The organism is Pseudomonas vanderleydeniana (assembly GCF_014268755.2).
Taxonomy (GTDB): Bacteria; Pseudomonadota; Gammaproteobacteria; order Pseudomonadales; family Pseudomonadaceae; genus Aquipseudomonas; species Aquipseudomonas vanderleydeniana.
In genome coordinates this window covers 999,084-1,024,262 of record NZ_CP077093.1, presented here as the reverse complement: position 1 = coordinate 1,024,262, position 25,179 = coordinate 999,084, and the positions used below count along the sequence as shown (strand labels likewise).

Below are 25,179 nucleotides of genomic sequence, written 5' to 3'. Positions count from 1 at the left end.
CCTTAAACCATCCAGGTCACGATCAGTGGCAACAGTACCGCAGTGGACACGCCCATCAAGCTCATCGCCAACGCCGCGAAAGCGCCACATTCGTCGCTTTCCTGCAGCGCCACCGAGGTGCCCACCGCATGGGCGGTCATGCCCAGGGCCATGCCGCGGGCCTCGGGCCGCAACACCCCGAGCCGCGTCAGCATCGCAGGGCCGGCAATCGCCCCGATCACCCCGGTGATCAGCACGAACACCGCGGCCAGGGCCGCCACGCCACCGATCTGTTCGGCGACCAGCATGGCGATGGGCGAGGTCACCGACTTCGGCGCCATGGTCATCAGCATCCGCGGCTCGGCGCCGAACCACCATCCCAGCAGGACACACAGCCCGGTGGCGATCACGCCGCCAATCACCAGCGTAGTAAAAATCGGCCAGAACAACTGCCGGATCCGCCGCAGGTTCAGGTACAAGGGCACCGCCAGGGCAACAGTTGCCGGGCCGAGCAGGATGCCGAGAATCTCGGTGCTCTTGCGGTACTCGGCATAATCGAGGCCACACAACAGCAGCACCCCCACTACCAGCGCCATCGACGCCAGTACCGGTTGCAGGAAGATCCAGCGGGTTTTCTCGAACCCTGCCAGCACCAGTTGATAGGCGCCCAGGGTGATCCCGATACCGAACAGCGGGTGGTGAATCACCGCGGCCCAGGCGCCTTGCCAGTCCACGGTCATTGCTCGCCCCCCTGTCGATCCTTGCGGCGGATCAACCAGTTCATCAACACCCCGACCAGCGCCATGGAAATCAGTACCGACAGCACCAGCGAACCGGCAATGGCCCAGAAGTCCGCGGCGATCTCGCGGGCATAGACCATCACGCCCACGGCCGGCGGCACCAGCAGCAACGGCAGGTAGCGCAGCAGGCTGGTCGCGGCCTCGTTCAGCGGCGCCCCGACTCCGCCGCGGATCAACAGGAATGCCAGCAGTAGAAGCAGGCCGATGATCGGCCCTGGCAACATCGGTACACACAAATGGTTGATAGCCGTGCCAAGCAACTGAAACAGCACCAGCCAAGTCAGGCCGCGCAGCAACATCCGTACTCTCCCTTGTTAACGCACCCCATTATAAGCATGCCGATACGCTGGCATTCGCCAAAGCCATGGTCGCTTGACCGGGCACAAGTGCCGTGATGATCTACAGTGGATGCCAAGGGCTGCAACCCAAGGCCTGAACCCGAACGACCAAGGAGAGGCTCAATGCCCTATGTACCCGTAGCGCAACTCAAAGACTATGTCGGCAAGGAACTGGGACGTTCCGAATGGCTCACCATCGACCAGGAGCGGATCAACCTGTTCGCGGAAGCCACCGGCGATTATCAGTTCATCCACGTCGATCCGGTCAAGGCCGCGCAAACCCCATTCGGCAGCACCATCGCCCACGGCTTTCTCTCGCTGTCGCTGATGCCCAAGCTGATGGAAGACATCCTGATCCTGCCCGAAGGCTTGAAGATGGTCGTCAACTACGGGCTGGACAGCGTGCGCTTCATCCAGCCGGTCAAGGTCGACTCCCGGGTACGGCTCAAGGTCGACCTGGTCGAGGTGACCGAGAAAAAACCCGGCCAGTGGCTGCTCAAGGCCGTCGCCACACTGGAAATCGACGGTCAGGAAAAACCGGCCTACATCGCCGAACCCCTATCGCTCTGCTTCGTCTGAAGCCACATCCGGGCTGTGGCACGAAGCGGCGACAATGCTGTTTCGTGCTTTACCTCTGGACACGACACAATGCTTCGGCATACTCGGTCCCCTAATTGCCCGGATCCCGTCATGCGCCCACTTGCACCCCTTGCCCTGACCCTGCTACTCGCCGCCTGCGGCGATGGCGAATCGCTGCTACCGCCAGACGCCCGTCTGCCGGACGGCGGCCGCTACCGTGGGGAAGTGGTCAATGGCCTGCTGCAAGGCCAGGGGCGCATCGACTACCCCAGCGGCAGCTGGTACGCCGGCCAGTTCGTCAACGGCCAGTGGCATGGCGACGGTGAGTGGCACGGCAGCAACGGCGAGGTCTACAAGGGCCAGTTCCAGCAGGGCCTGTTTCACGGCCAGGGCACCCTGACCATCCATGACAGCAGCTACACCGGCGGTTTCAAGCTGGGCCGGCGCGACGGCGAAGGCACCCTGAAAGAAGCCGGCATGACCTACCGCGGTGAATTCAGGGACGACCAGTATTCCGGCCTCGGCCACCTCGAACTGGAGGACGGCAGCCAGTACCAGGGCGAATTCGCCCACGGCAAGCCCAATGGCGAAGGCCAACGCAGCGATGCCAGTGGCAACCAGTTCACCGGACGCTTCGTCAACGGCCAGCTGGAAGGCGTCGGCACCTTCAACAGTGCCGAAGGCGACCAGTACGCAGGCGGTTTCAAGCACAACCAGTTGAGCGGCAAGGGCCGCTACGAGAACGCCGACGGCGACGTCTGGATCGGCGAATTCAAGGACGGCGTGCTCAATGGCAAGGGCGAGCTGATCGGTGTCGACGGCAGCCATTATCGCGGCGAATTCAGCGAATGGCGCTTCAATGGCTTCGGCCACCTGAGCCTGGCCGACGGCAGCACCTACATCGGCGAGTTCGCCAGCGACACCTACGAAGGCCGGGGCATCCTGACCCTGGCCGATGGCCGCGTGCAGAGTGGTATCTGGACCAACGGCCAGCGGGTTCGCGATGCCGACGGCAAGCTGCTGCCGGACCAGCTGGAGCTGGGCCTGCTGGCCCAGGGACCGCTGCTGGAAAAAGCCCTGGCCGCGGTCCCCGCCTCCACCCCTGCCATCGAGCTGTTCAGCCTGGTGCTGGCCGGCGACGGCAAGCAAAGCGTGTTCATGCGCGAAGCCGACTACGTCAACAACATGCTCGCCAGCCGCTTCGGCGCCTACGGCCAGATCAGCCTGGTGAACCATCGCGACCACCTGATCGACCGGCCGATGGCCACTCGCGAAAACCTGCACCGGGCCGCCCAGACCCTGGCCGATCGCAGCGGTCCGGAAGACCTGATCTTCATCTACCTGACCAGTCACGGCACCCACGCCCACGAACTGGTGCTGGACCAGCCGCGCCTGGAACTGGCCGACCTGCCCGCCGATGAAATGGCCTCGGCCCTGGCCCCGCTGAAGAACCGCGACAAGGTCATCGTCATCTCGGCCTGCTACTCCGGCGGTTTCATCCCGGCACTCAAGGACGAGAAAACCCTGATCATGACCGCCTCACGGGCTGACCGGGTGTCCTTCGGCTGCTCCGAGGAAGCGGACTTCACCTATTTCGGCGACGCCCTGTTCGCCCAGGCCCTGAACCAGACCGACGACCTGCAGCAGGCCTTCAACCTGGCCAAGGCACACGTCGCCGAGCGCGAGCAGACGGACAATTTCGAGGCATCGGAACCGCAGATCTGGGCCCCCAAGGGGGTACTCGCCCACTGGCAGCAGCTACGCAAGCAACAGGCAAGAAAAGCGTTGCAAAGCGCTTCACTGGACAGCAAGGAAGCCAAGAGCAACTAAGCTGATTCGTATCAAGGGAGATATTTTATGTACTTGACACCTCAGCACATCCTGCTCGCTGGAGCCACCGGCCTGACCGGTGAACATCTGCTGGACCGGCTGCTCAACGAGCCGACGGTCAGTCGTGTCCTGGCCCCATCGCGTCGCCCGCTGGCGAAGCATCCGCACCTGGAAAACCCGGTCGGCGACCCGGCGATCTTCCTGCCGCAACTGAGTGGCCGGGTCGACCTGGCGATCTGCTGCCTGGGCACCACGATCAAGCTCGCCGGCTCCGAGGAAGCCTTCCGCGCCGTCGACCACGACATGGTCGTGGCCTTCGGCAAGCGCGCCCGGGAACTGGGTGCACGGCACCTGATCGTGGTCAGCGCGGTGGACGCCAACCCGAAATCCAAGGTGTTCTACAGCCGGGTCAAGGGTGAGATGGAAGAATCGCTGAAGGCACAGGGCTGGCCACAACTGACCATCGCCCGCCCGTCGCTGCTGATCGGCGAACGCAGTGAGCCGCGCCTGGCCGAACAACTGGCGGGGCCGCTGTCCAAACTGATTCCCGGCAAATACCGTGGCATCGAGGCCTGCCAACTGGCCCGGGCGCTATGGCGCCTGGCGCTGGAAGAGCAGGATGGCGTGCGGATCGTCGAGTCCGACGAACTGCGCCGCCTCGGCAAGTAAAACCGACGCGGGCCTGTGGCGAGCGGGCTTGCCCGCGCTGGGGCGCAAGGCGCCCCCCAACATCTGCTATTGCGGTATCACAGGTAGAGCCAGGCGGCTGCATTGCGGCTGCTGCGCAACCGAGCGCGGGCAAGCCCGCTCGCCACACCAGCCGCCGGTATAAACACCAGCCAGTCACCACCGGCCAACGGCCTCCTCTACAACCCACCCGTCGCCTGGAACCCGACACCCAACGCCGTGAACACCGACAACGGCAACAGCAGCGTATCCAGCACGGCACTCGCCGGCAGGTCCAGCCCGGGGTAACCCGGCGCCTCGGCACCGAAACGGTCACGGGGACAGCAACCGCCCTGCAACACATACAGGTCCAGCCGCGTCCCGGCATAGACGACCGGCGCGCCGGCCTTGCCGGCATCCAGCGTCCGCGCCGTCGCGCAACCCGCCAGTTGCAAAACCAGCAACACGCCCAGCAGCGCCTTACTCATTGCTGTTCAAGTGATGCTCGCCCCAACGTGGCAGCATGTCCTGGGGGATGTTCAACAGATTGAGAATCCGCGCCACGACAAAATCCACCAGGTCATCGATGGTCTGCGGCTGGTGGTAGAAGCCCGGTGAGGCCGGCAGGATCGTCACGCCCATGTTCGACAGCTTGAGCATGTTCTCCAGGTGAATGCTCGAGTACGGCGCCTCGCGCGGCACCACGATCAACTGTCGACGCTCCTTGAGGGTCACGTCCGCCGCCCGCTCGATCAGGTTATTGCAGGCGCCGGTGGCAATGGCCGACAAGGTCCCGGTGGAGCAGGGCACGACCACCATCGCCGCAGGCGAGCCCGAACCGGAGGCCACCGGCGACATCCAGTCTTCCTTGCCATAGACCCGGATCTGCCCGGCCTGCGCGCCGGTGTACTCGGTGAGGAAAGCCTGCATCGCCTGTGGCTTGGGCGGCAAGGTGACGTCCGTCTCCGTGGCCATCACCAACTGCGCGGCCTTGGAGATCAGGAAGTGCACTTCGCGGTCTTCGCGCACCAGGCAATCGAGCAGGCGCAGGCCGTACTGCGCGCCGGAAGCGCCGGTCATCGCCAGGGTGATGCGCTCCGGGCCGCTCACCGCAGGGCCTCGGCCAGCTTGCCGTGCAGGCCGCCGAAGCCGCCGTTGCTCATGATCACCACGTGCGTACCGGGCTTGGCCTGGCTTTTCACCCGTTCGATGATCCCTTCCAGCGAGTCGCTGACGATCGACGGCACGGTGCACAAGGCCGCCGTCGCCCCCAGGTCCCAGCCGAGGTTGGCCGGTGCATACCAGATCACCTGGTCGGCCTGGACCACACTCTCCGGCAGGCCATCGCGGTGGGCCCCCAGCTTCATGGAATTGGAACGCGGCTCGATGATGGCGATGACTGGAGCGTCGCCGACCTTCTTGCGCAGACCGTCGAGAGTCGTGGCAATCGCGGTCGGGTGGTGGGCGAAGTCATCGTAGATGGTCACGCCATGGACCTCGGCGACTTTCTCCATGCGCCGCTTGACGCTCTTGAATGCACTGAGACCGGCGATGCCCATCGCCGGCACCACGCCGACATGCCGCGCCGCAGCCAGGGTGGCCAGGGCATTGGCAACGTTGTGCTGGCCGGTCAGCTCCCACTCGACCGTGCCCTGGGCCTCGCCCTCGAACAACACCTCGAAACGCGAGCCGTCCTCGCTGAGCAGGCGCGCCTGCCACTGGCCACCCGCGCCGGTGGTCTGCACCGGCGTCCAGCAGCCCATCTCGATCACCCGCTGCAGCGCCGGTTCGGTGGTCGGGTGAATCACCAGGCCCTCACTCGGAATGGTCCGTACCAGGTGATGGAACTGCCGCTCGATGGCCGGCAGGTCCGGGAAGATGTCCGCGTGGTCGAACTCCAGGTTATTCAGGATCGTCGTCCGCGGGCGGTAGTGGACGAACTTCGAACGCTTGTCGAAGAACGCGCTGTCGTATTCGTCGGCCTCGATCACGAAGAACGGCGTACCGCCCAGGCGCGCCGACACCGAGAAGTTCTGCGGCACGCCACCGATCAGGAAGCCCGGGCTCATGCCCGCGTGCTCCAGCACCCAGGCGAGCATGCTGCTGGTGGTGGTCTTGCCATGGGTACCGGCAACGGCCAGGACCCAGCGCCCCTGCAGCACATGGTCGGCCAGCCACTGCGGGCCGGACACATAGGGCAGGCCCTTGTTCAGCACGTACTCGACTGCGGGATTGCCACGGGACATGGCATTGCCGATCACCACCAGGTCCGGGGCCGGGTCGAGCTGGGCCGGGTCATAGCCCTGGGTCAGTTCGATGCCCTGGGCCTGCAGTTGCGTGCTCATCGGCGGATAGACGTTGGCATCGGAGCCCGTCACGTGATGGCCCAGCTCCTTGGCCAGAACAGCCATCGAGCCCATGAAGGTGCCGCAGATACCCAGAATATGAATGTGCATAGTCGACCTCGTAAAACATGGCCGCAGGTTAGCCCAGGGCGGACGAAATCGCACCTTGTGTTTCAGATTCGCGGGGATCGACAGGACCTCGATGGCAATCGAGGCCCCATGACTCAGACGCAGATCGCGTTGGTGAACACCAGCCGATTGCCGAACGGATCGGCGATCGGCATGTCCATGCTGCCCCAGGGCATGGCCTGGATTTCTGGACGGGCGTAGCCGTAGCCCTTGGCCAGCAATTGCTCGCGAAAGGCTTCCAGCTCGTCGGTTTCGATACGCAGCGCCGAGCCCGGGGTGGTATCGCCGTGATGCTCGCTCAGGTGCAGGACGCAATTGCCCTTGGATACCTGGAGATACAAGGGAAAGCCCGGCTCGAAACGATGCTGCCAGTCGACGTGGAAACCCAGGAACTCGACGTAGAACTCCAACGCCTTGCCCTCGTCGAAAATTCGCAGAATGGGGGTGGTCTTACCGAAGCTCATGTCTGGTCTTCCTGGCGGTCTGGATCAAAGCGCTTCGGCCACGAAACCGGATTCTTTAGTGGCTTAGTGCCATTATCGCGCAAAATCGCGACATCGTTCGCAAAAACCTTACGCAAATCACCAGAATAGCCGGTTTTATTCAGACCATTTCGTTGAGAATCCAATCGGTCACCGAACTGCGCTTGGGCGACCAACCCAGCAGCTCGCGGGCATTCTTGCCGCGCACCCGGCTGTTGGAGCCCAGGCCGTAGTTGGCCATCTCGTAGCCCCATTCGGCTTCGGCCTCGGCCAATGGCCAGTCCTGCGGTTCACCCAGCTGCAGCGCCTTGGCCATGGCGGTGGTCATGTCGATGAACGAGGCTTCGCCGCTCTCGACGAAATAGAAGGTGCCCGCCGGGTTGCCGGTCAGAGCCAGCAGGTACAGCGCAACGACATCCTCGATGTGCACGTTGGACCAGATGTTCTGCCCGGTCCCGACATGGCGCACCACCCCACTCTGGCGCGCCTGCTTCAGCAGGCGTGGCAGTTGCACGCTGTCACGCTTGACCCCCAGGCTGTGGCCATAGATCAGCGTGTTGCAGAGCACGGCCGAGCGCACGCCGGATTTCGCCGCGTCGAGGACCAGGTTGTCGATGGCCACGCGCGCCGCCTTGTCGACGGTCGGTTCCGGCAGGTTGCCCTCGTAATAGACGATATCGCTGGCCTTGCCGCCGGAAGCGTCGCCGACGATGCTCGAACCGCTGGTGTGCAGGAACACCTTGCCAGAACCACGCAAGACATCGAGCAACGTCTCGACCGCACCGCGGTGGTCGCTGCTGGCCGCGTTGATCACCGCATCGGCCTGGCGCGCCTGTTCGGCCAGCAGGCTGCTGTCGTCCAGGCTGCCGATGACCGGGGTGATGCCCAGGTCGCGCAGTTCCTGCGCCTGCTCGGCGCTGCGTACCAGGCCAGTGACCTGATGGTCGGCGGCAACCAGGCCGGTCGCGATGGAACCGCCAATGAAACCGGCGGCGCCGGTCACGAATACGTTCATGGAGAAACTCCCTGCATGGATAAGTGATGGGAGGAGTATCGGGAACTTATCCGTGCCGAATAATCCCCTATTGCCCAATTCACTCTTGCGCTGGAGTCACGAATAGAGGGCGTCGGCCATGGGGATCAATGGCATTGAAAACCCCAGCGACCTCTGCGCGGTATCGCTGCCATAAACGGCTTTAAAAAAACGAAATACTACAAAAAAACCGGACCCTTCTTACTTATTGATCGCCCCCATTCTTGTAGGGTCTGGCCTGACGCAAAGATCGTGTCCCAGGACGTGGTGTAACTCATCATGGCTCTGGCCACTGAGTTTGCCGTTTAGTTGATCACGGCCGACAGCTTGGCCTGCGGATTATCGCTGACCGCCTCGAAGGCCTCCAACTGCATATAGCGCCGTTGCAGGCACCACTCGTCGTTCTGCTCCAGCAGCATTGCCCCAACCAACCGTGTAATCGCCGGATCGTTGGGGAAGATGCCCACCACTTCGGTACGCCGCTTGATCTCAGCGTTTAGCCGTTCCAGCGGGTTAGTGCTGTGTAACTGCTGTCGATGTGCCTTCGGGAAGGCCATGTGCGCCAGCACTTCATCTTCGCAGCCGTCCATGAGCGTGGCGATCTTGGGGTATTTCTCACGAAGTTGATCAGCCACCAGCCGCCATTGCTGATGGCATTCGGTTCGACTGTCCTGGGCAAACACCGTGCGCAGCAAGGCCGCTACCATGGTGCGCTGGCCCTTGCCGACATGGGCCATGGCATTGCGCATGAAGTGAACGCGACAGCGTTGCCAGGTCGCGTGGAAAACCTTGGAAACAGCGGCCTTGAGCCCTTCGTGAGCGTCAGAGATCACCAGTTTCACACCCCGCAGCCCGCGTCGCATCAGGCTTCTCAGGAAGTCCGTCCAGAACGGTTCGGCTTCCGACGGGCCAACCCGCATACCCAGCACCTCGCGCCCGCCGTTGGTGTTCACGGCCACAGCGATTATGACGGCGACCGAGACGATGCGCCCGGCCTCCCGCACCTTGACGTAGGTAGCGTCAATCCACAGGTAGGGCCAATCGCCCTCAAGCGGTCGATCAAGGAAGGCGTGGACGCGCTCATCGATCTCGCCAGCGAGCCTGGATACTTGGCTTTTCGAGATGCCGGACATGCCCATGGCCTTGACCAGTTCGTCGACCGAGCGCGTCGAAACGCCCTGGATATAGGCTTCCTGGATCACGGCTGCCATGGCCTTTTCGGCGGTGCGTCGTGGTTCGAGAAAACCGGGAAAATAGCTGCCCTGGCGCAGCTTGGGGATCTTCAGGTCAACGTCGCCAGCGCGAGTTTGCCAGAGGCGATCGCGGTAGCCGTTGCGGCTGTTTGTTCGGTCAGGGCTTTTGACGTCGAAACCGGCGCCGCACAAGCCCTCGACGTCGAACTCCATCATGCGCTGGGCAACAAACTGGATCATTTGCTTGAGCAGATCAGCGTCTGCCCCTTTCTCAACCAACTCGGTCAATGCGATAGTGGGCTTGGTCATCGTGGTTTCCTGGTGAAGGTTAAGTCCGCAAACTCAACGTTAGCCAAGAACCACGATGACCCACCTCTTTCGCCCGCAGGGCGCCTTCGGTTGGTTCAGTTACACCACTTCTAGGGACACGATCGACGCAAAAAATCGTAACAGGAGCCTCAATTCGAAGGGGAATCAATTATGGATATCGAGCGATATCGCTATCAAGGACGATTAGGCATTGTTTTTCACATCAATCGTTTTGTCATTCAGCCCCTCGATCGTATGAACATGTACAGCATGCACTTCCCCGAAGCACGTGCTGCCCATTACGAAGTGACACAGGTGGCAGTCCAGCTATATGACAAGATGCTGGCCCAAGAACGTCCGTGCTTGATGATGATCGCCTTTTCACAGCCGTTGACCCGAGATCAAGGCGATCGTCTGAATGAACAACGTACGCTTGTCTCATCACTCACATCAGCAGCCTTTGGCGCCATGGGAGCGATCGTGCCGGGTGGCGGCGTCGTTAAGCGCCTTGCCAAGTTTTCTGCCGGGGCCGCAGCGAGCAGGTTTGTGGGCGGAAAATTACCGACCTACCCTGCGGGCGACATCATCGTGAGCCTTGTCGCATCGGTTGACGGGGGAATTGGTCCACAGCAATCATCTTCCTCGATTATCCTGAATGCAGGAAAATGAGAAGGTGCCAACCTACCTAGTTGAACTTTTAGTCTTTTTTCTTATATTCGGGTTCATCGAGCTTCTGCTCTATTTATCAATACGCTACAAATTACGTTACAGATACAGGGCCCTATTCGGAATAGCTCTATGCATCCTGACGTTTCTCATTCCCTGGTACGTTCTACTTTCTTCCTATCAGATGGATGCGGCGGTCGTTATTCCTGCTTTGCTGCTGGGAGGTCTCTCCTTTATAACCACATCAAAAAATGCTAATCAGTAGTATCCCCATGTCCGCATCAGTTCCCCGCATACCCCGCCAGCTTGCCCTGGATAAAGTCGAGAAAACACTGGATACGCAACGCCAGCTGCGAGTTGCGGTAGTACACCGCATGGATCGGCTGGCGATAGCCGCTGTTGGTTTCGGGGAGGATCACCCGCAGGCGACCGGACTGGATGTCCTGGTGGGTCATGAAGTGCGACAGGCAGACAATGCCCTGCCCTTCCAGCGCCAGCTGGCGCAGGGTCTCGCCACTGGAAGCGGCGATATCGGGACGGATCTGCCAGCGGTCGCCCTGGGCATGGCGCAATGGCCAGTGGTTGAGCGTTTCGGTTTGGGTAAAGCCCAGCAGGGTATGGCTGGACAGCTCGTCGACGCTGGCCGGCACGCCGTGACGTTCCAGGTAGGCGGGGCTGGCCAGTATGTTCAGCGGGCTGCTGCCGAGCGAGCGGGCATGCAGGGTCGAGTCCGCCAGGTTGCCGATGCGGATGGCAATGTCGGTACTCTGCTCCAGCAGGTCGATGATCAGGTCGTTGCTGTTGAGCTCCAGCTGGATATCCGGATACAGGCTGCGGAACTCGGCGATGTACGGCACCACCGCATGCAGCATGAACGGCGAGGCCGCGTTGATGCGCAGGCGCCCGGCCGGAGTCTGCTGGCGCAGGGACAGGCGCTCTTCGAGCTCGTCCATCTGTTCGAGGATCTGCTTGGCCCGCTCGAAGAAGAACTTGCCCTCTTCGGTCAGGTCCATGCGCCGCGTGGTGCGATTGATCAGCGTGGTTTCCAGCTTGGCTTCCAGCCGCGACAGGCTGCGGCTGACCGCCGATGGCGTCTGCCCGACCTGCTCGGCCGCTGCGGAAATCGAACCACACTCGATCACGCAGACGAAGATCTGCAACTCATCCGACCTGGCTTTCACACTCACCTCTCGACTCAAGACAGGCCTGATATTAGCCGGCCATGAGACAAAAGGAACCTCACGCCGGCAAATCGAAGACCTTGGCCAGATGCTGCTCGTAGCGGCGAACATCGGCCTCGATGGCCGGGACCTTCATCACGTCGACGCACAGGAATGTCGGCAGGCCACTCATGCCAAGGAACTCGTTGGCCTTGTGGAACGGGAAGTACACCGCATCCACGCCCTTGGCCTCGAAGAAATCGGTGGGATCGTCGAAGGCTTGCTGCGGCGCGTTCCAGGTCAGCGAGAGCATGTACTGCTTGCCCTGGATCAGGCCGCCGCTGCCGTATTTCTGCGAGGCATCGGAACGCGTCCGGCCGTCGTTGGCATAAAGACTGCCGTGACCCGCGGTGAAGACTTCATCGACGTATTTCTTCACGGTCCAGGGCGCGCCCATCCACCAACCCGGCATCTGGTAGATGATCACGTCGGCCCAGAGAAACTTGGCGACCTCCTCGGCGACGTCGTAGCCCTGGTCGATCCAGGTCTGCCGGACATCGCAACCGGAGCGGTCGAGATACGCCAGGGCGGCTTCGTGCAGGGTGGCGTTGTAGCGGCCGGCGGAATGGGCGAACTGCTTGCCGCCGTTGAGTAGCAGGATTTTTTTCATGGACAGTCTCGTGGAGGGCGGACCCGGAGCAGTGCCCAGCGGCAGTCGGGGTCGGCAGGTTCAAGTCAGGGCCGCAGGTTAGCCCGTGCCCTGCGGGCGAAAAACCATGGCTGGCGCAAATCTTTTTTGCCCTAACAGCACAAATCAACTGCGCATTGTTGCCTTAGCATTGAGGCCCTCCAGAACCTGCCCCGCACGGAGCCACCCCATGAGCCAACCCTACGGTTTCATCCTGCACGCCAAGACCCGCCCGGAAAAGGCCGAGGCCTTCGAGGCACTGTTTCGTGCCTATGTCGAACCCAGCCGCCGGGAAGACGGCTGCATCGAATACCACATGCTGCGCGACCAGGCCGACCCGACCCTGTTCATCTTCTACGAGATCTGGCAGTCCAGGGCGCACCTGGACGTACACTCGGCCTTGCCACACATGCGCGCTTTCCACGAGCAGCGCATGGAATTCCTCGAGCGCGATTTCGACATCCGCCTGATCGACATGCTCAGCCCGTCCTCGGCTAGCCGCTGATCAGCAGGTGCCCGCCGAGCAGGCCCATCCCGATGAAAAACACCCGCTTGAACAGGACGGCGCTGATGCGCTGGCGCAGCCATTGCCCCAGCAGCATGCCCACCAGCGCCGGCAGCAACGCCAGCAGCGAAGCGCCGAGTGCGCCCTCGCCCAGGGCCCCGCGCCAGAACAGGCCGGCCGCCAACGCCAGGGTCGACACGGTGAACGACAGGCCCAGCGCCTGCACCAGTTGGTCCCTGTTCAAGCCGAGGGCCTGCAGGTAGGGCACCGCCGGAATCACGAAGACGCCGGTGGCCGAGGTGATGATGCCCGTCAGCACGCCACAGAGCGGTCCCAGCCAGCGCTCCGCCCGTTCACCGACATGCAGGGTCGGCAGGAACAGGCCGCATACCGCGTAGAGCAGCAGCGCACCGCCCAATGCGCGCACCGCCCAGCCACCGCCGCCGACTCCGCCCAGCCACAGGCTACCGAGCCCGGTACCGAGGAAGATCGCCAGCAACATTGGCCACAGCCGCTTGAGCAGCATCGACAGGTGCCCGCCCACCGCCAACTGCCAGAGATTGGTCAACGTGGAGGGAATGATCAGCAAGGCCGCAGCCTGCGCCGGAACCATAGCCAGCCCAAGCAAGCCCATCGCCACCGTCGGTAGGCCGAGGCCGATCACGCCCTTGACCGTACCCGCCAGCAGGAAAGTCACCAACACCAGCAGTGACAGGGCAAGGCCCAGTGTTTCGTAGAAATCGATAAAGGTTTTCATGGCGCCCATGCTGAACCGCCAGGGCCCATTTGAAAATCTGCGATTGGCTGAGCTAGCCTCTGCTGAAACAAGAGGCTGAGCCATGCACTTCGACCTGATCGACCTGCGCCTGTACCTGAACATTCTCGACGCCGGCAACATCACCGCCGGCGCAGCTCGCAGCCACCTGTCGCTGGCGGCGGCCAGCGCGCGGATCCGTGCCCTGGAAGCGTCCCTCGGCACGCCGTTCTTCCTGCGTGGCCGGCGTGGCGTCAGTCCCACGCCGGCAGGCAAGGCGCTGGCCCAGCATGCGCGACTGATCCTGCTGCAAAGCGAGCGGCTGCGCGAGGACCTGGCCGACTACGCCAATGGTGTAAAGGGCCAGGTCCGCCTGCTGTGCAATACTACGGCGCTCAGCGAATACCTGCCGGAACGCCTGGCCGACTTCCTGCGTGAACATCCGCCGGTGGATGTCGATCTGCAGGAGCTGCCCAGCCTGCGCATCGTCCACGCGCTCAGCCAGGGGGTCGCCGACCTCGGGATCGTCTCCGATGCGGTGGACACCCGGGACTTGCAGACCCGCCCGTTCCAGGACGATCCGCTGGTGCTGGTCATCCCCCGCGATCATCCGCTGGCCGCGCTTGCACAACCGAAGTTCAGCGATACCTTGCGCCATGAGCTGGTCGGCCTTGCCGCCGACAGCGCGCTGGCGGTGTACCTCGAAGAGCAGGCGCTGCACCTGGGCCAGCGCATGCAACTGCGGGTACGGGTCGAAAGCTTCGATGCGGTATTGCGCATGGTCGCCCGGGGCGCCGGCCCGGGCATCGTGCCCCAGGCTACGCTTGACCGCTGGCCGGTCGACTCGCGCCTGGTCAGCCGTCCGTTGCCCGAGCCCTGGGCCCGGCGCAAGCTGCTGCTGTGCGCGCGCTCGTTCGAACACCTGCCCTCCTACGCCAAGGCCCTGCTCGACGCCCTGAGCGAACCGGCAACAGGCGACCGTGCGCGCATGGACAGTTGAATGTCGAGCCTGGACAACCGCACGGCGGACACCCCCGCTAGGGTGCAGGCTTCATTCAGAACCTGTGCCCGGAGCCCAGCATGTCCAATCCACCGATTACCGTTCTGCGCGACACCCACCCACTGCCGGTGCTCGACGCCTGCAAATGGGAGAAGCTCGAAGGCGATCCGCACACCGTCAACCTCAACGCCTACAACAGCGAAGACGGCAGCAAGATCATGGGCACCTGGATCTGCACCCCGGGCAAGTGGCGGGTCGATTATGTGAAGTGGGAGTACTGCCACTTCCAGGAAGGCTACTGCATCATCACGCCAGACGGTCAGGCGCCGATCCACTTGAAGGCCGGCGACATCTTCATCGTCGAGCCGGGCATGAAGGGTACCTGGGAAGTCGTGGAGACCGTGCGCAAGTACTTCGTGTTCGCCTGATCGCACCAGGCGTCTTGTCAGCCGGGGCCGTCTCGAAAGACGCGGGTGCCCGGCCTTTGGCAACGATCATGTGGCGAGCAGGCTTGCCTGCGCTCGGCTGCAAGGCAGCCGCAAGACCCAGGCACTCGGTGTGCCTGATACACCGATACCGCCGGCTTGGGAGTGCTTCGCACTCCAGCGCGGGCAAGCCCGCTCGCCACCAACAGCTCGTGTTCGCCTGATCGCACCAGGCGTCTTGTCAGCCGGGGCCGTCTCGAAAGACGCGAGGGCCCGGCCTTTGGCAATGATCATGTGGCGAGCAGGCTTGCCTGCGCTCGGCTGCAAGGCAGCCGCAAGACCCAGGCACTCGGTGTGCCTGATACATCGATACCGCCGGTTTGGGAGTGCTTCGCACTCCAGCGCGGGCAAGCCCGCTCGCCACCAACAGCTCGCTCCCCTCCCGAATAATGAGGAACAGCTGGAAAGGTCGGCCGCCCTCAAGCAACGCGGCGTTCCAGCAGACGATCCGAACCACCTTCAGCCACGCGACGTTCCAGCAGGCGATCCGAGCCACCTTCGGCCACACGACGTTCCAGCAGGCGATCCGAACCACCTTCAGCCACGCGACGCTCCAGCAGGCGATCCGAACCACCTTCAGCCACGCGACGCTCCAGCAGACGATCCGAACCGCCTTCGGCCACGCGACGCTCCAGCAGGCGATCCGAACCGCCTTCGGCCACGCGACGTTCCAGCAGGCGATCCGAACCGCCTTCGGCCACGCGACGCTCCAGCAGGCGATCCGAACCGCCTTCGGCCACGCGACGTTCCAGCAGGCGATCCGAACCGCCTTCGGCCACGCGACGCTCCAGCAGACGGTCGGAACCTCCCTCCGCCAGCAGGTGCTGGCTGGCTGCAGCGTGCCCGCCAGCCGGCACATTGGCCGAAGCGGCATTCGACAGGCCGAGGCCGCCAACCAGGGCGAGGGTGAGGACCAGGGAAGCGGTAGGGAACTTGAACATGGGTAACACTCCTGCGTTGGTGAGTAAGACTCTTGGGGTTGGGGAGTAACCGGACCGGCATCACCGGTCGACAGGTACATTTCAACGCAGGGCTGTATCTGCCATGTGTCGCGAACGGGCGATAAGGTCGCGCAGTGTGTGGCGGCGAGCTGGGTACACAATCTGATACAACGAGCTCCTGCCCGATTCGAACACCTGCCCACAAAAAAGCCGCAAAGCCCGTTGCGGGGCTTTGCGGCTGTCGTGACTTGGTTCCAGGACTCAGCTGGCACTGCCAGCCTTGGCCTCCTGCAACAGGGTCTGGATGACCTTTTCCTGCTCGTCATAACGGCCTTCGCCGAAATGGGTGTAACGCACCTGCCCCTTGGCGTCGATCAGGTAGTGGGCGGGCCAGTACTGGTTATCGAAAGCCCGCCAGATGCGGTAGTCGTTGTCGATCGCCACCGGATAGCCGATCCCCAGTTCCTTCACCTGCTGGCGAACATTGCCGAGGATCTTCTCGTAGGCGTACTCGGGCGTATGCACCCCGATCACCACCAGCCCGTCCTTCTCATATTTCTTCGCCCACGCCTTCACATACGGCAGGGTGTGCTGGCAGTTGATGCAGTCGAAGGTCCAGAAGTCCACCAGCACCACCTTGCCACGCAGGGACTCACGGTCCAGCGGCGCCGAGTTCAGCCACTCCACCGCCCCCTCCAGCGACGGCATCGCGCCCTTGGCTTCAAGGTCAACGGTGGTGGCCGCATTGGCCTTGCTGATCACGTAGTCGATGGCCCGCGGAATCTGCTTCAACACACTTTGCTCCACCGATGTCGAGCCTTGTGAGGAAGTACCGGCGAGCAGAGTATTGTTCGCCCCGGTCGAGATCAGCACCGCCGACAGCAGGACCAGCACACCGGTGCCACGCCGCAGCCAGCCGGTCACCGGGATGGACGGCCTGAGCCGGTTGACCAGCCCACGACCGGCGAAGATCAGCGTGCCGAGAGACAACGCACTACCCAAGCCATAGGCCAGCAGCAACAGACTGGTCTGCGCATTCGCGCCCTGCAACATGGCGCTGGTCAGGATCACCCCCAGAATCGGTCCGGCGCACGGCGCCCACAGCAACCCGGTGGCGACACCGACCAGCAGCGCGGCCAACGGCCCGGACAGCTGGCGCGCTGCCGGATCCAGGCGGTTGCCCAGCAGGACGAACGGCCGCGACAGCCAGGCGCCCGCACGCGCGGAAATCAGTGACAGGGCGAACAGCACCATCACGATCAGCGCCAGCTGGCGACCGGCATGATTGGCCTGGATCACCCAGGCGCTGCTGACCACGGCCAGGCTCGACACCAGCGCGAAAGTCAGCGCCATGCCGCCCAGCGTCAGCAGCACCGAAGAGCGGGAACGATCCGCCCGCGCGAACAGAAAGGGTACGACCGGCAGGATGCAAGGACTGAGCACGGTCAGTATCCCGCCCAGGAAAGCGATAAGCAGCATGACGTCACCTGGCAGAAACAGGCATGAAACCGAGCGCGGCGCGATACGGTTTCATGCGGGTGGAGAGGCGTGTGCGAAGCCGATTCCCAAGGGATCAGCTGCCCTGGTTGCAGTTGGCGAACTTGCCGTACTCCAGGGTGTGGGTCTCGCCCTGGGAGTCGAGGTAGGTCAGGTGCGCGTTGGCGACGCCGCAGCTGCCCATTGCATCGGTGGTGATCGACACCACGTGCTGGATGTCCGGTTTGGCGCTGGCGGCCTGGGCCGGAGCGGCGATGGCCAGGAGGCTCAGGGCGGAGAACAGGCCGGCGGTGCAGAGCGCTTTCAGTTTCATGGTGATTTCCTCAAGTTGTCGTTCGGTTGGTTGGAGCCAGTGTTGTCTGCCTCCTTGGAACCTATTTGACACCCCTGAGGTATCTCGAATGTGTGCGCAATCCGGGGTTCTGAAGTCCGCACGTATCACCGGGGCCTCCAGATACATTGCAATACACAACACTCAGAACAGCCCCATCTGCCCGCCGATCAGGGTGGTGAAATCGTCCTGCACGAACGGCAGGATCGCATCCGCCACCGGCTGCAACTGCTTGGTGATGTAGTGTTCGTAGTCGATGGGCGAACGGCGCACTTCCAGCGGTTCCGGCCCGGCCAGGGCAATCACGTAGCTGATCCAGCCGCCGCCCTGGTATTGCGGTGGGCGCCCCTGGGCGACGTTGTACTCATCGGCCAGTCGCGCCGCGCGCACCTGCGGCGGGACGTTGCGCTCGTAGTCGCCCAGCCGCCGGCGCAGGCGCTTGCGATACACCAGCAGGTCGTCCAGTTCGCCGGCCTGGGTACGTCGCACGTAATCGCGTACGTAGTCCTGGTAGGGCTGGCGACTGAAAATGCGTCGGTACAGTTCCTGCTGGAACGCCTGCGCCAATGGCGACCAGTCGCTGCGCACGGTTTCCAGGCCCTTGTAGACCATCTCCTCGCTGCCGTCGGCGCGGATGACCAACCCGGCATAACGCTTCTTGCTGCCCTCCTCGGCGCCACGGATGGTCGGCATCAGGAAGCGGCTGAAATGGGTCTCGAACTGCAGCTCCAGGGCACTGTCCAGGCCCAGCTCGCGCTGCAGGTGTTCGCGCCACCAGTCGTTGACCCCGGCCACCAGTTGGCGGCCGATCTGCGCGGCCTCCTCCTGGCCATGGGCGCGCTTGAGCCAGACGAAGGTCGAGTCGGTGTCGCCGTAGATCACCGTGTAGCCCTGGGCTTCGATCAGTTGGCGGGTGCGGCGCATGATCTCGTGCCCGCGCATGGTGATCGACGAGGCCAACCGCGTATCGAAGAAGCGGCAACCACTGGAACCGAGCACGCCGTAGAAGGCGTTCATGATGATCTTCAGTGCCTGGGACAACGGCGCGTTGCCGTCGCGCTTGGCGGCCTCGCGGCCCTGCCAGACCGTCTCGACGATCGACGGCAGGCAATGCCGCGTGCGGGAGAAGCGCGCACCGCGAAAACCCGCCACCGACTCGCTGTCGTCGGGATGCCGCAAGCCCTCGATCAGCCCGACCGGATCGATCAGGAAGGTGCGGATGATCGACGGATACAGGCTCTTGTAGTCCAGAACCAGCACCGACTCGTACAGGCCCGGTCGCGAGTCCATGACGAAACCGCCGGGACTGGCCTCGGGCATGCGTTCGCCGAGGTTCGGTGCGACAAAACCCTGGCGATGCATCAGTGGCATGTACAGGTGGGTGAAGGCCGCCACCGAGCCGCCACTGCGATCGACCGGCAAGCCAGTGACGGTGGCGCGCTCCAACAGGAAGGTCAGCAACTGGGTCTTGTCGAAGATGCGCGTGACCAGTTCGCAGTCCTTGAGGTTGTAGCGGGCCAGGGCCGGCTTGTCCTCGGCGAACATGCGGTCGATCTCGTCCATGCGCTGGTAGGGGTTGTCGATCGCCTTGCCCTCACCGAGCAGGTGCTGCGACACATATTCGAGACTGAAGGACGGGAAACTCCAGGTCGCCGAGCGCAGTGCCTCGATACCGTCGATGATCAGCCGGCCGGCCGCTGCCGCGAAGTAGTGGGTGTTGCGCGCGCCGTTGTCGCGCCAGCCCATGACATCGCCGCCACGTCCCAGGCGTAGCGGGACGTTCAGTCGCTGGGCATGCTCATGCAGCACCTTCAGGTCGAACTGCACCAGGTTCCAGCCGATGATCGCATCGGGATCGTGGCGGGCCAGCCAGTCATTCAGCGCTTCGAGCAGTTCGCCGCGACTGTCCCGGTACTCGAGGTCGAAGTCGACCTGGCTGGCATCGCCATTCGGCGGCCCGAGCATGTACACCTGGCGCTCGCCGCAGCCTTCCAGGGCAATCGAATACAGTTCGCCCTGCATGGTGGTCTCGATATCCAGCGACACCAGTTTCAGCCGTGGCCGATAGTCCGCGGTGGCCTTGAGCTGGGTATCGAGCAGCGGCCCATCGGCATTCGGCGTGCCGGCGAACAGCACCGGTGCAGTGATGAAACGCTCCATGAGGAAGCGCTCGGGCGGACGGACATCGGCCTCGTAGACATCCACCCCGCCCTGGCGCAGCAGCTTCTCGATATTCATCAACTGTCGATGCTGCTGGCAGTAAAGACCGAGCACCGGACGATGGCGGAAATCCATCAGTTCCAGCGGGCGCAACTCCACATCACGCTCGTTGCGCAACAGGGTCGTGGCACGCTCGCGCTGTGCGGCGGGAATGAAGGCCACCGAGGGTTGTAGCGGCAAGCGCACATGGCGGGGACCGGCGTCGGTCGCCAACCAGAATTCGACCTGCGTACCCGCGGGGGTGTCGCGCCAATGCCGGGTCAGGACAAAACCCTGCTGTAGATCCACCACCGCCACCTCGAAATCGATTCCTGGCGGTAATTCTACTGTGTCGGGGGATACGCGGATAACGTTTGGGCAGCCCGCCCGGAAAAAACCGAGGACCCGCCCGACGCGAGCCCTCGGAAAAAACCCTTACTCGGGTTTGCGATAGCTGCCAATGATGGCCGAGAAGTCCTTGCCGCCCTCGCCGCGCAGGCTCATGGCCTGGTACAGCTGTTGCGCCACGGCGCCGAGCACCACCGGCTGGTGGGCCTGGCGCGCGGCCTCGGTGGCCAGGCCGAGGTCCTTGAGCATCAGCTCGGCACCGAAGCCGCCGGTGTAGCCGCGGGATGCCGGGGCCGTCTCGATGATCCCCGGCCATGGGTTGTAGGTGTCGGAACTCCAGCAACGGCCCGTGGAGCTGTTGATCACTCCGGCCAGCACCTGGGTGTCGATGCCCAGGGCGGCGCCCAGGGCCATGGCCTCACTGACGCCGATCATCGAGATACCCAGCAGCAGGTTGTTGCAGATCTTGGCGATCTGCCCGGTGCCGACGTCGCCGCAATGGACGATGTTGCGGCCCATCTGCGCCAGCACCGGTTGCAGGGTGGCGAACAGCTCGCTGGAGGCCCCGACCATGAAGGTCAGGGTCCCGGCTGCCGCGCCGCCGGTGCCACCGGAAACCGGTGCATCGGCCATGGCCACGCCCTGCTTCGCCGCTGCGGCGGCGACATCCTTGGCGGTCTGCGGGTCGATGGTGCTGCAGTCCACCGCCGGCACGCCAGCGCCGATCCCGGCCAGCACGCCGTCCTCGCCCAGCCAGACGCTGCGCACATGGGCGGCGGCCGGCAGCATGGTGATCACCAGCTCGCTGCCCTCGGCCGCGGCCTTGGGCGAAGTGCTGATGGTGCCGCCGAGGGCCGCCAGTTCCTTGAGCACCACCTGGTTCAGGTCGAACAGGTTCAGGCTGTGCCCGGCCTTGATCAGGTTGCGCGCCATCGGCGCGCCCATGTTGCCCAGTCCGATAAATGCGATCTTCATGGCCCGTTCCTCGCTCAACGCAGGTTGATGGTGGTGTTCACGCCATGGTTCTCGCTGTCGTCATCGAACCAGCGCGCGGTGACCGTCTTGGTCTGAGTGTAGAACTGCACCACCTGCTTGCCGTACGGGCCGAGGTCGCCGAGCTTGGAGCCGCGCGAACCGGTGAAGCTGAAGAACGGCACCGGCACCGGGATCGGAATGTTGATGCCGACCTGGCCGATGTCGATTTCGCTCTGGAACTTGCGGGCCGAGGCGCCGCTCTGGGTGAACAGGCCGGTGCCGTTACCGAACGGGTTGGCGTTGACCAGGGCGATGGCCTCGTCGAGGGTATCGACTTCCATCACCGCCAGCACCGGGCCGAAGATTTCCTGGGTGTAGATCTGCATGTCGGTGGTCACCCCGGAGAACAGGGTCGGGCCGACGAAGTTGCCCTGCTCGAACCCCGGCACGACGATACCGCGGCCGTCCAGCTCGAGTTTGGCGCCTTCCTTGATACCGCTTTCGATCAGCCCCAGCACACGCTCTTTCGCCCGCTTGGAAATCAGCGGGCCGACGTCGGTACCCGGCTCGCTGCCGGCATTGACCTTGAGTTTCTGCGCCAGCGCCTTGAGGTCCGGCAGCCACTGTTTCGCCGCGCCCACCAGCACCACCACCGAGGTGGCCATGCAACGCTGGCCGGCCGCACCGAATCCGGCGCCGACCAGGGCGTTGAGGGTCTGCTCGCGATTGGCATCGGGCAGCACCACGGCATGGTTCTTCGCCCCCATCATCGATTGCACGCGCTTGCCGTGGCGACCGGCGAGGTCATACACGTGGGTGCCGACAGCGGTCGAGCCGACGAAGGACACGGCCTTGATATCCTTGTGCGTGCACAGCGCATCCACCACTTCCTTGCCGCCGTGCACCACGTTGAGCACGCCCGCCGGCACGCCGGCTTCCAGCGCCAGCTCCACCAGCATCAGGGTCGACAGCGGGTCCTGCTCGGACGGCTTGAGGACGAAGGTGTTGCCGCAGGCGATCGCCATCGGGAACATCCACAGCGGGATCATCGCCGGGAAGTTGAACGGGGTGATCCCGGCACACACACCGATCGGCTGGCGCAGGGTGTAGGTATCGACGCCACCGGCGACGTTCTCGGCGAACTCGCCCATCTGCAGGGTGCCGATCGAGCAGGCGTGCTCGACCACTTCCAGGCCGCGGAAGATATCGCCCTCGGCGTCGGCCAGGGTCTTGCCCTGCTCGGCGCTGAGCACGGCGGCGATGCGCTTGGAGTGTTCACGAATCAACGCCTGCAGCTTGAGCATGATGCGCATGCGGGCGCCGATGGGGGTCAACTTCCAGGTCTGGAAAGCGCGCTGGGCGGCCTCGATCGCGGCGTTCACTTCAGCGGCAGTGGCGAAGGGCACCTTGGCCAGCACTTCCTGGGTAGCCGGGTTGACGATGTCGTGCCATTCACCGCTGCGGGATTCGACCCACTCGCCGTCGATCAGCAACCGGGCGGTCTTGAGGGTGGCGTCGGGCTTGAGAGAAACGTTCATGGAAGTCTCCTGAATTATTGTAATGGCCGAATCCTGGGCGGGCGCCGCAACGCCCGAGCATGGTGACTGGACTGTTTTTGGAGTATAGATGTGCATTCTTCTAATAAGAACGCACATAAAAACCGGACCAACATGCAAAAAAACATCACGTCTTTGGGTTCATTGAACTGGGACGACCTGAAGTTTTTCCTCGAGGTTGCCCGTACCCGCAAGGCCAGCAGCGCGGCCAAGCGCCTGGCGGTGGACTACACCACGGTGTCGCGGCGCATCAGCTCGCTGGAGGCCGCCCTGGGCACCCTGCTGTTCGAAAAGTCGCGCACCAACGGCTTCGTCCTGACCGCCGAGGGTCAACGCCTGATGGGCTATGCCGAGTCGATCGAAAGCACCCTGCACATGGCCTGCGAGCAGGTCTCGGGCTCTGGCGTGGCGCTCTCGGGGCATGTGCGCATGGGCTGCACGGAGGGCTTCGGCAGTTTCTTCATCACGCCGCAACTGAGCCATTTCGTCGACGCCTACCCGGCGATCTCGGTGGATATCCTGCCGCTGCCGCACTTCATCAGCCTGTCCAAGCGCGAGGCGGATATCGTCATTGCCCTGGAGCGGCCGGAGCACGGGCCGTATGTGTGCTGCAAGCTGTGCGACTACCGGCTGCAGCTGTATGCGACCCAGCAGTATCTCGACCAGCACCCGCCGATCCGCCGCGCCAGCGACCTGGGCCGGCACCGCTTCGTCAGCTACGTCGACGACCTGGCGTTCAGCAACGAGCTGCTGTACCTGGCCAACCTGCTGCCCAACGCCACCGCCAACCTGCGCAGCACCAGCGTGATCGCCCAGTTCGTCGCGGCGCAGCAGAGCCGGGCGCTGGCGATCCTGCCGTGCTTCCTGGCGGCGCAGGACCCGAACCTGCTGCCGGTGTTGCCGGATGAGGTGAACATCACCCGGCAGTTCTGGATGTATTGCCGGGAGGATCTGAGGAAGTTGAAGCGCATTACCTTGCTATGGGACTACATCCGCGAGATCACCGAGCGCAACCAGGCGTTGCTGATGGGCGAGAGCCGCGATATGCGTTTCTACGACTGATGAAGTAGGGCGCAGGCAAGGTGCACTCCCCTGACCAGACAAGCAGCATGTGGTGGGATAGGGCCAACGGTGGAGGGAAACTCTCGGCTTGTGGCGAGCGGGCTTGCCCGCGCTCGGCTGCGAAGCAGTCGTAAAGCCGGAATCTCCATTCTGGCCGACACTCCCTGCTACCCGGCGTCAGGGCCGCTACGCGCCCCAGCGCGGGCAAGCCCGCTCGCCACAGAGACCGGTTTCCACAAGGTGTCCCGCGCACAGCCACCTTAGCCAACAACCAGGTCACCGGATGGCTGCCGCTTCCACACCTTGAAATACGTGCCAGTAACGAGCAATGGGCAGTGCTATAGGCTGGAGAGAAAAAACCGGCTTGTGGCGAGCGGGCTTGCCCGCGCTCGGCTGCGAAGCAGTCGTACAGCCGGAATCTCCATTCTGGCTGACACTCCCTGCTACCCGGCGTCAGGGCCGCTACGCGCCCCAGCGCGGGCAAGCCCGCTCGCCACAGAGACCGGTTTCCACAAGGTGTCCCGCGCACAGCCACCTTAGCCAACAACCAGGTCACCGGATGGCTGCCGCTTCCACACCTTGAAATACGTGCCAGTAACGAGCAATGGGCAGTGCTGTAGGCTGGAGAGAAAAAACCGGCTTGTGGCGAGCGGGCTTGCCCGCGCTCGGCTGCGAAGCAGTCGTACAGCCGGAATCTCCATTCTGGCTGACACTCCCTGCTACCCGGCGTCAGGGCCGCTACGCGCCCCGGCGCGGGCAAGCCCGCTCGCCACAGGGGAAGAGCCAGCCACAGGGAGGGACCTCAGTGCTTGCCCTTGCGCGATCAGTCGGCGATCACCACGATCGCCACCCGGCGGTTCTCCGTGCGACCGGCCGCAGTGCTGTTGCTGGCCACCGGTTCGCGGCTGCCCAGGCCACGGACCTGGATGTTCTCCGGCTTCATGCCGGACTGCCGCAGGACCGTTGCCACGCTGTTGGCCCTGCGTACCGAGAGCTGTTCGTTGTAGTCGTCCTTGCCCGACGCGTCGGTATGACCGTCCACCCGCACCCGCTGGATGTCGACGCTCAACAGAGCCTTGGCGATCCGCTCGACGATGGTCTGGCTTTCCGGGTTCAGCCCGTCCAGGTCGCTGCCGAACAGCACTTTGCCCGACAGGCCGAAGGCCCAGCCGTCATCCGTCAGTTGGAAACCCTGCTGCTTGAGGACCGCAACCTGGGTCGGGCTCAGGCCTTTCGGCGGGACCGTCTGACAACCGCCGAGTGCCAGCAGCGCCATCAACAGGGCGACGCTGAGAAATCGCAGGGAACATTGGGTCAAGATCTGCAAGG

26 protein-coding genes are annotated in these 25,179 nt (G+C 63.6%); 8 read left to right on the top strand and 18 right to left on the bottom strand.

The window, feature by feature from the left end; genetic code table 11:
- Positions 1 to 2: 2 nt before the first annotated feature.
- A complete protein-coding gene (locus HU752_RS04525) occupies positions 3 to 719 on the bottom strand; it encodes an LrgB family protein (protein ID WP_186682496.1) in 717 nt (238 codons plus the stop codon).
- Positions 716 to 1,078, bottom strand: a complete 363-nt coding sequence (locus HU752_RS04520; protein ID WP_186682494.1) for a CidA/LrgA family protein — start codon at positions 1,076 to 1,078, stop codon at positions 716 to 718. The genes HU752_RS04525 and HU752_RS04520 overlap by 4 nt, the downstream gene beginning before the upstream one ends.
- A 162-nt stretch (positions 1,079 to 1,240) precedes the next feature.
- Here HU752_RS04520 and HU752_RS04515 point away from each other — a divergent pair, with 162 nt between their 5' ends.
- The 3 genes from HU752_RS04515 to HU752_RS04505 all read left to right on the top strand — a co-directional run bounded on the left by HU752_RS04515 (position 1,241) and on the right by HU752_RS04505 (position 4,195).
- On the top strand, positions 1,241 to 1,696 hold the full coding sequence (locus tag HU752_RS04515; protein WP_186682492.1) for a MaoC family dehydratase: 456 nt from the start codon (positions 1,241 to 1,243) through the stop codon (positions 1,694 to 1,696).
- A gap of 111 nt (positions 1,697 to 1,807) precedes the next feature.
- Entirely contained in the window at positions 1,808 to 3,526 is a 1,719-nt protein-coding gene (locus HU752_RS04510) for a C13 family peptidase (protein ID WP_186682490.1), read from the top strand.
- Positions 3,527 to 3,553: 27 nt separating this feature from the next.
- A complete protein-coding gene (locus tag HU752_RS04505) occupies positions 3,554 to 4,195 on the top strand; it encodes an oxidoreductase (RefSeq protein WP_186682488.1) in 642 nt (213 codons plus the stop codon).
- A 197-nt stretch (positions 4,196 to 4,392) separates the two neighbouring features.
- On the opposite strand, the gene HU752_RS04500 is transcribed toward HU752_RS04505, so the two are convergent.
- The 6 genes from HU752_RS04500 to HU752_RS04475 all read right to left on the bottom strand — a co-directional run bounded on the left by HU752_RS04500 (position 4,393) and on the right by HU752_RS04475 (position 9,683).
- A complete protein-coding gene (locus tag HU752_RS04500; protein ID WP_186682486.1) occupies positions 4,393 to 4,680 on the bottom strand; it encodes a YceK/YidQ family lipoprotein in 288 nt (95 codons plus the stop codon).
- Positions 4,673 to 5,302 carry a flavin prenyltransferase UbiX gene (gene ubiX / locus HU752_RS04495; RefSeq protein WP_186682485.1) on the bottom strand — a complete coding sequence of 210 codons (630 nt, stop codon included), beginning with the start codon at positions 5,300 to 5,302 and terminating at the stop codon, positions 4,673 to 4,675. Before ubiX ends, HU752_RS04500 begins: the two co-directional genes overlap by 8 nt.
- The gene (mpl, locus tag HU752_RS04490) at positions 5,299 to 6,648 is read right to left on the bottom strand and encodes a UDP-N-acetylmuramate:L-alanyl-gamma-D-glutamyl-meso-diaminopimelate ligase (RefSeq protein WP_186682483.1); all 1,350 of its coding nucleotides are present in this window, start codon (positions 6,646 to 6,648) and stop codon (positions 5,299 to 5,301) included. Before mpl ends, ubiX begins: the two co-directional genes overlap by 4 nt.
- 113 nt (positions 6,649 to 6,761) lie before the next feature.
- A complete protein-coding gene (locus tag HU752_RS04485; protein ID WP_186682481.1) occupies positions 6,762 to 7,130 on the bottom strand; it encodes a glyoxalase superfamily protein in 369 nt (122 codons plus the stop codon).
- Positions 7,131 to 7,269: 139 nt separating this feature from the next.
- Positions 7,270 to 8,163, bottom strand: a complete 894-nt coding sequence (locus HU752_RS04480) for an NAD-dependent epimerase/dehydratase family protein (RefSeq protein ID WP_186682479.1) — start codon at positions 8,161 to 8,163, stop codon at positions 7,270 to 7,272.
- A 323-nt stretch (positions 8,164 to 8,486) separates the two neighbouring features.
- Positions 8,487 to 9,683, bottom strand: coding sequence for an IS256 family transposase (locus tag HU752_RS04475; protein WP_217838493.1), 1,197 nt, complete (start codon positions 9,681 to 9,683; stop codon positions 8,487 to 8,489).
- 171 nt (positions 9,684 to 9,854) lie between these two features.
- On the opposite strand from HU752_RS04475, the gene HU752_RS04470 reads away from it, so the two are divergent.
- The gene (locus HU752_RS04470) at positions 9,855 to 10,352 is read left to right on the top strand and encodes a hypothetical protein (RefSeq protein WP_186689339.1); all 498 of its coding nucleotides are present in this window, start codon (positions 9,855 to 9,857) and stop codon (positions 10,350 to 10,352) included.
- Between the two features lie 278 nt (positions 10,353 to 10,630).
- Here the strand turns inward: HU752_RS04470 and HU752_RS04465 are convergent, their stop codons facing one another.
- Together HU752_RS04465 and mdaB are read right to left on the bottom strand one after the other, a co-directional pair.
- Positions 10,631 to 11,530, bottom strand: coding sequence for a LysR family transcriptional regulator (locus HU752_RS04465; RefSeq protein ID WP_186689337.1), 900 nt, complete (start codon positions 11,528 to 11,530; stop codon positions 10,631 to 10,633).
- A gap of 58 nt (positions 11,531 to 11,588) precedes the next feature.
- On the bottom strand, positions 11,589 to 12,179 hold the full coding sequence (mdaB, locus tag HU752_RS04460; RefSeq protein ID WP_186689334.1) for an NADPH:quinone oxidoreductase MdaB: 591 nt from the start codon (positions 12,177 to 12,179) through the stop codon (positions 11,589 to 11,591).
- Between the two features lie 208 nt (positions 12,180 to 12,387).
- On the opposite strand from mdaB, the gene HU752_RS04455 reads away from it, so the two are divergent.
- Positions 12,388 to 12,702 (top strand): putative quinol monooxygenase, encoded by a 315-nt coding sequence (locus HU752_RS04455; RefSeq protein WP_186689331.1) that lies wholly within the window; start codon positions 12,388 to 12,390, stop codon positions 12,700 to 12,702.
- Here HU752_RS04455 and HU752_RS04450 read toward each other — a convergent pair.
- On the bottom strand, positions 12,692 to 13,459 hold the full coding sequence (locus tag HU752_RS04450; RefSeq protein WP_186689329.1) for a sulfite exporter TauE/SafE family protein: 768 nt from the start codon (positions 13,457 to 13,459) through the stop codon (positions 12,692 to 12,694). The two genes, HU752_RS04455 and HU752_RS04450, sit on opposite strands and share 11 nt — an antisense overlap.
- Before the next feature lie 82 nt (positions 13,460 to 13,541).
- Between HU752_RS04450 and HU752_RS04445 the strand changes: the two genes are divergently transcribed.
- Together HU752_RS04445 and HU752_RS04440 are read left to right on the top strand one after the other, a co-directional pair.
- Entirely contained in the window at positions 13,542 to 14,456 is a 915-nt protein-coding gene (locus HU752_RS04445; protein ID WP_186689326.1) for a LysR family transcriptional regulator, read from the top strand.
- A gap of 80 nt (positions 14,457 to 14,536) precedes the next feature.
- The gene (locus tag HU752_RS04440; RefSeq protein WP_017903103.1) at positions 14,537 to 14,884 is read left to right on the top strand and encodes a cupin domain-containing protein; all 348 of its coding nucleotides are present in this window, start codon (positions 14,537 to 14,539) and stop codon (positions 14,882 to 14,884) included.
- 476 nt (positions 14,885 to 15,360) lie between these two features.
- On the opposite strand, the gene HU752_RS04435 is transcribed toward HU752_RS04440, so the two are convergent.
- The 6 genes from HU752_RS04435 to HU752_RS04410 form a co-directional block, all read right to left on the bottom strand.
- On the bottom strand, positions 15,361 to 15,882 hold the full coding sequence (locus HU752_RS04435) for a phage infection protein (RefSeq protein ID WP_225920097.1): 522 nt from the start codon (positions 15,880 to 15,882) through the stop codon (positions 15,361 to 15,363).
- Positions 15,883 to 16,143: 261 nt separating this feature from the next.
- Positions 16,144 to 17,361 (bottom strand): cytochrome c biogenesis protein DipZ, encoded by a 1,218-nt coding sequence (locus HU752_RS04430; RefSeq protein ID WP_186689259.1) that lies wholly within the window; start codon positions 17,359 to 17,361, stop codon positions 16,144 to 16,146.
- A gap of 94 nt (positions 17,362 to 17,455) precedes the next feature.
- Entirely contained in the window at positions 17,456 to 17,692 is a 237-nt protein-coding gene (locus HU752_RS04425; RefSeq protein ID WP_186689256.1) for a DUF2790 domain-containing protein, read from the bottom strand.
- Between the two features lie 162 nt (positions 17,693 to 17,854).
- Positions 17,855 to 20,218 (bottom strand): DNA polymerase II, encoded by a 2,364-nt coding sequence (locus HU752_RS04420; protein ID WP_186689253.1) that lies wholly within the window; start codon positions 20,216 to 20,218, stop codon positions 17,855 to 17,857.
- A gap of 126 nt (positions 20,219 to 20,344) precedes the next feature.
- Complete coding sequence (gene mmsB, locus HU752_RS04415) at positions 20,345 to 21,232, bottom strand: 3-hydroxyisobutyrate dehydrogenase (RefSeq protein ID WP_186689250.1); 888 nt, start codon at positions 21,230 to 21,232, stop codon at positions 20,345 to 20,347.
- A 14-nt stretch (positions 21,233 to 21,246) separates the two neighbouring features.
- A complete protein-coding gene (locus HU752_RS04410) occupies positions 21,247 to 22,770 on the bottom strand; it encodes a CoA-acylating methylmalonate-semialdehyde dehydrogenase (RefSeq protein WP_186689244.1) in 1,524 nt (507 codons plus the stop codon).
- A 132-nt stretch (positions 22,771 to 22,902) separates the two neighbouring features.
- Between HU752_RS04410 and HU752_RS04405 the strand changes: the two genes are divergently transcribed.
- On the top strand, positions 22,903 to 23,850 hold the full coding sequence (locus tag HU752_RS04405) for a LysR family transcriptional regulator (protein ID WP_186689242.1): 948 nt from the start codon (positions 22,903 to 22,905) through the stop codon (positions 23,848 to 23,850).
- Between the two features lie 823 nt (positions 23,851 to 24,673).
- On the opposite strand, the gene yfiB is transcribed toward HU752_RS04405, so the two are convergent.
- The gene (gene yfiB / locus HU752_RS04400; protein WP_186689136.1) at positions 24,674 to 25,177 is read right to left on the bottom strand and encodes an outer membrane lipoprotein YfiB; all 504 of its coding nucleotides are present in this window, start codon (positions 25,175 to 25,177) and stop codon (positions 24,674 to 24,676) included.
- Positions 25,178 to 25,179 lie beyond the last annotated feature (2 nt).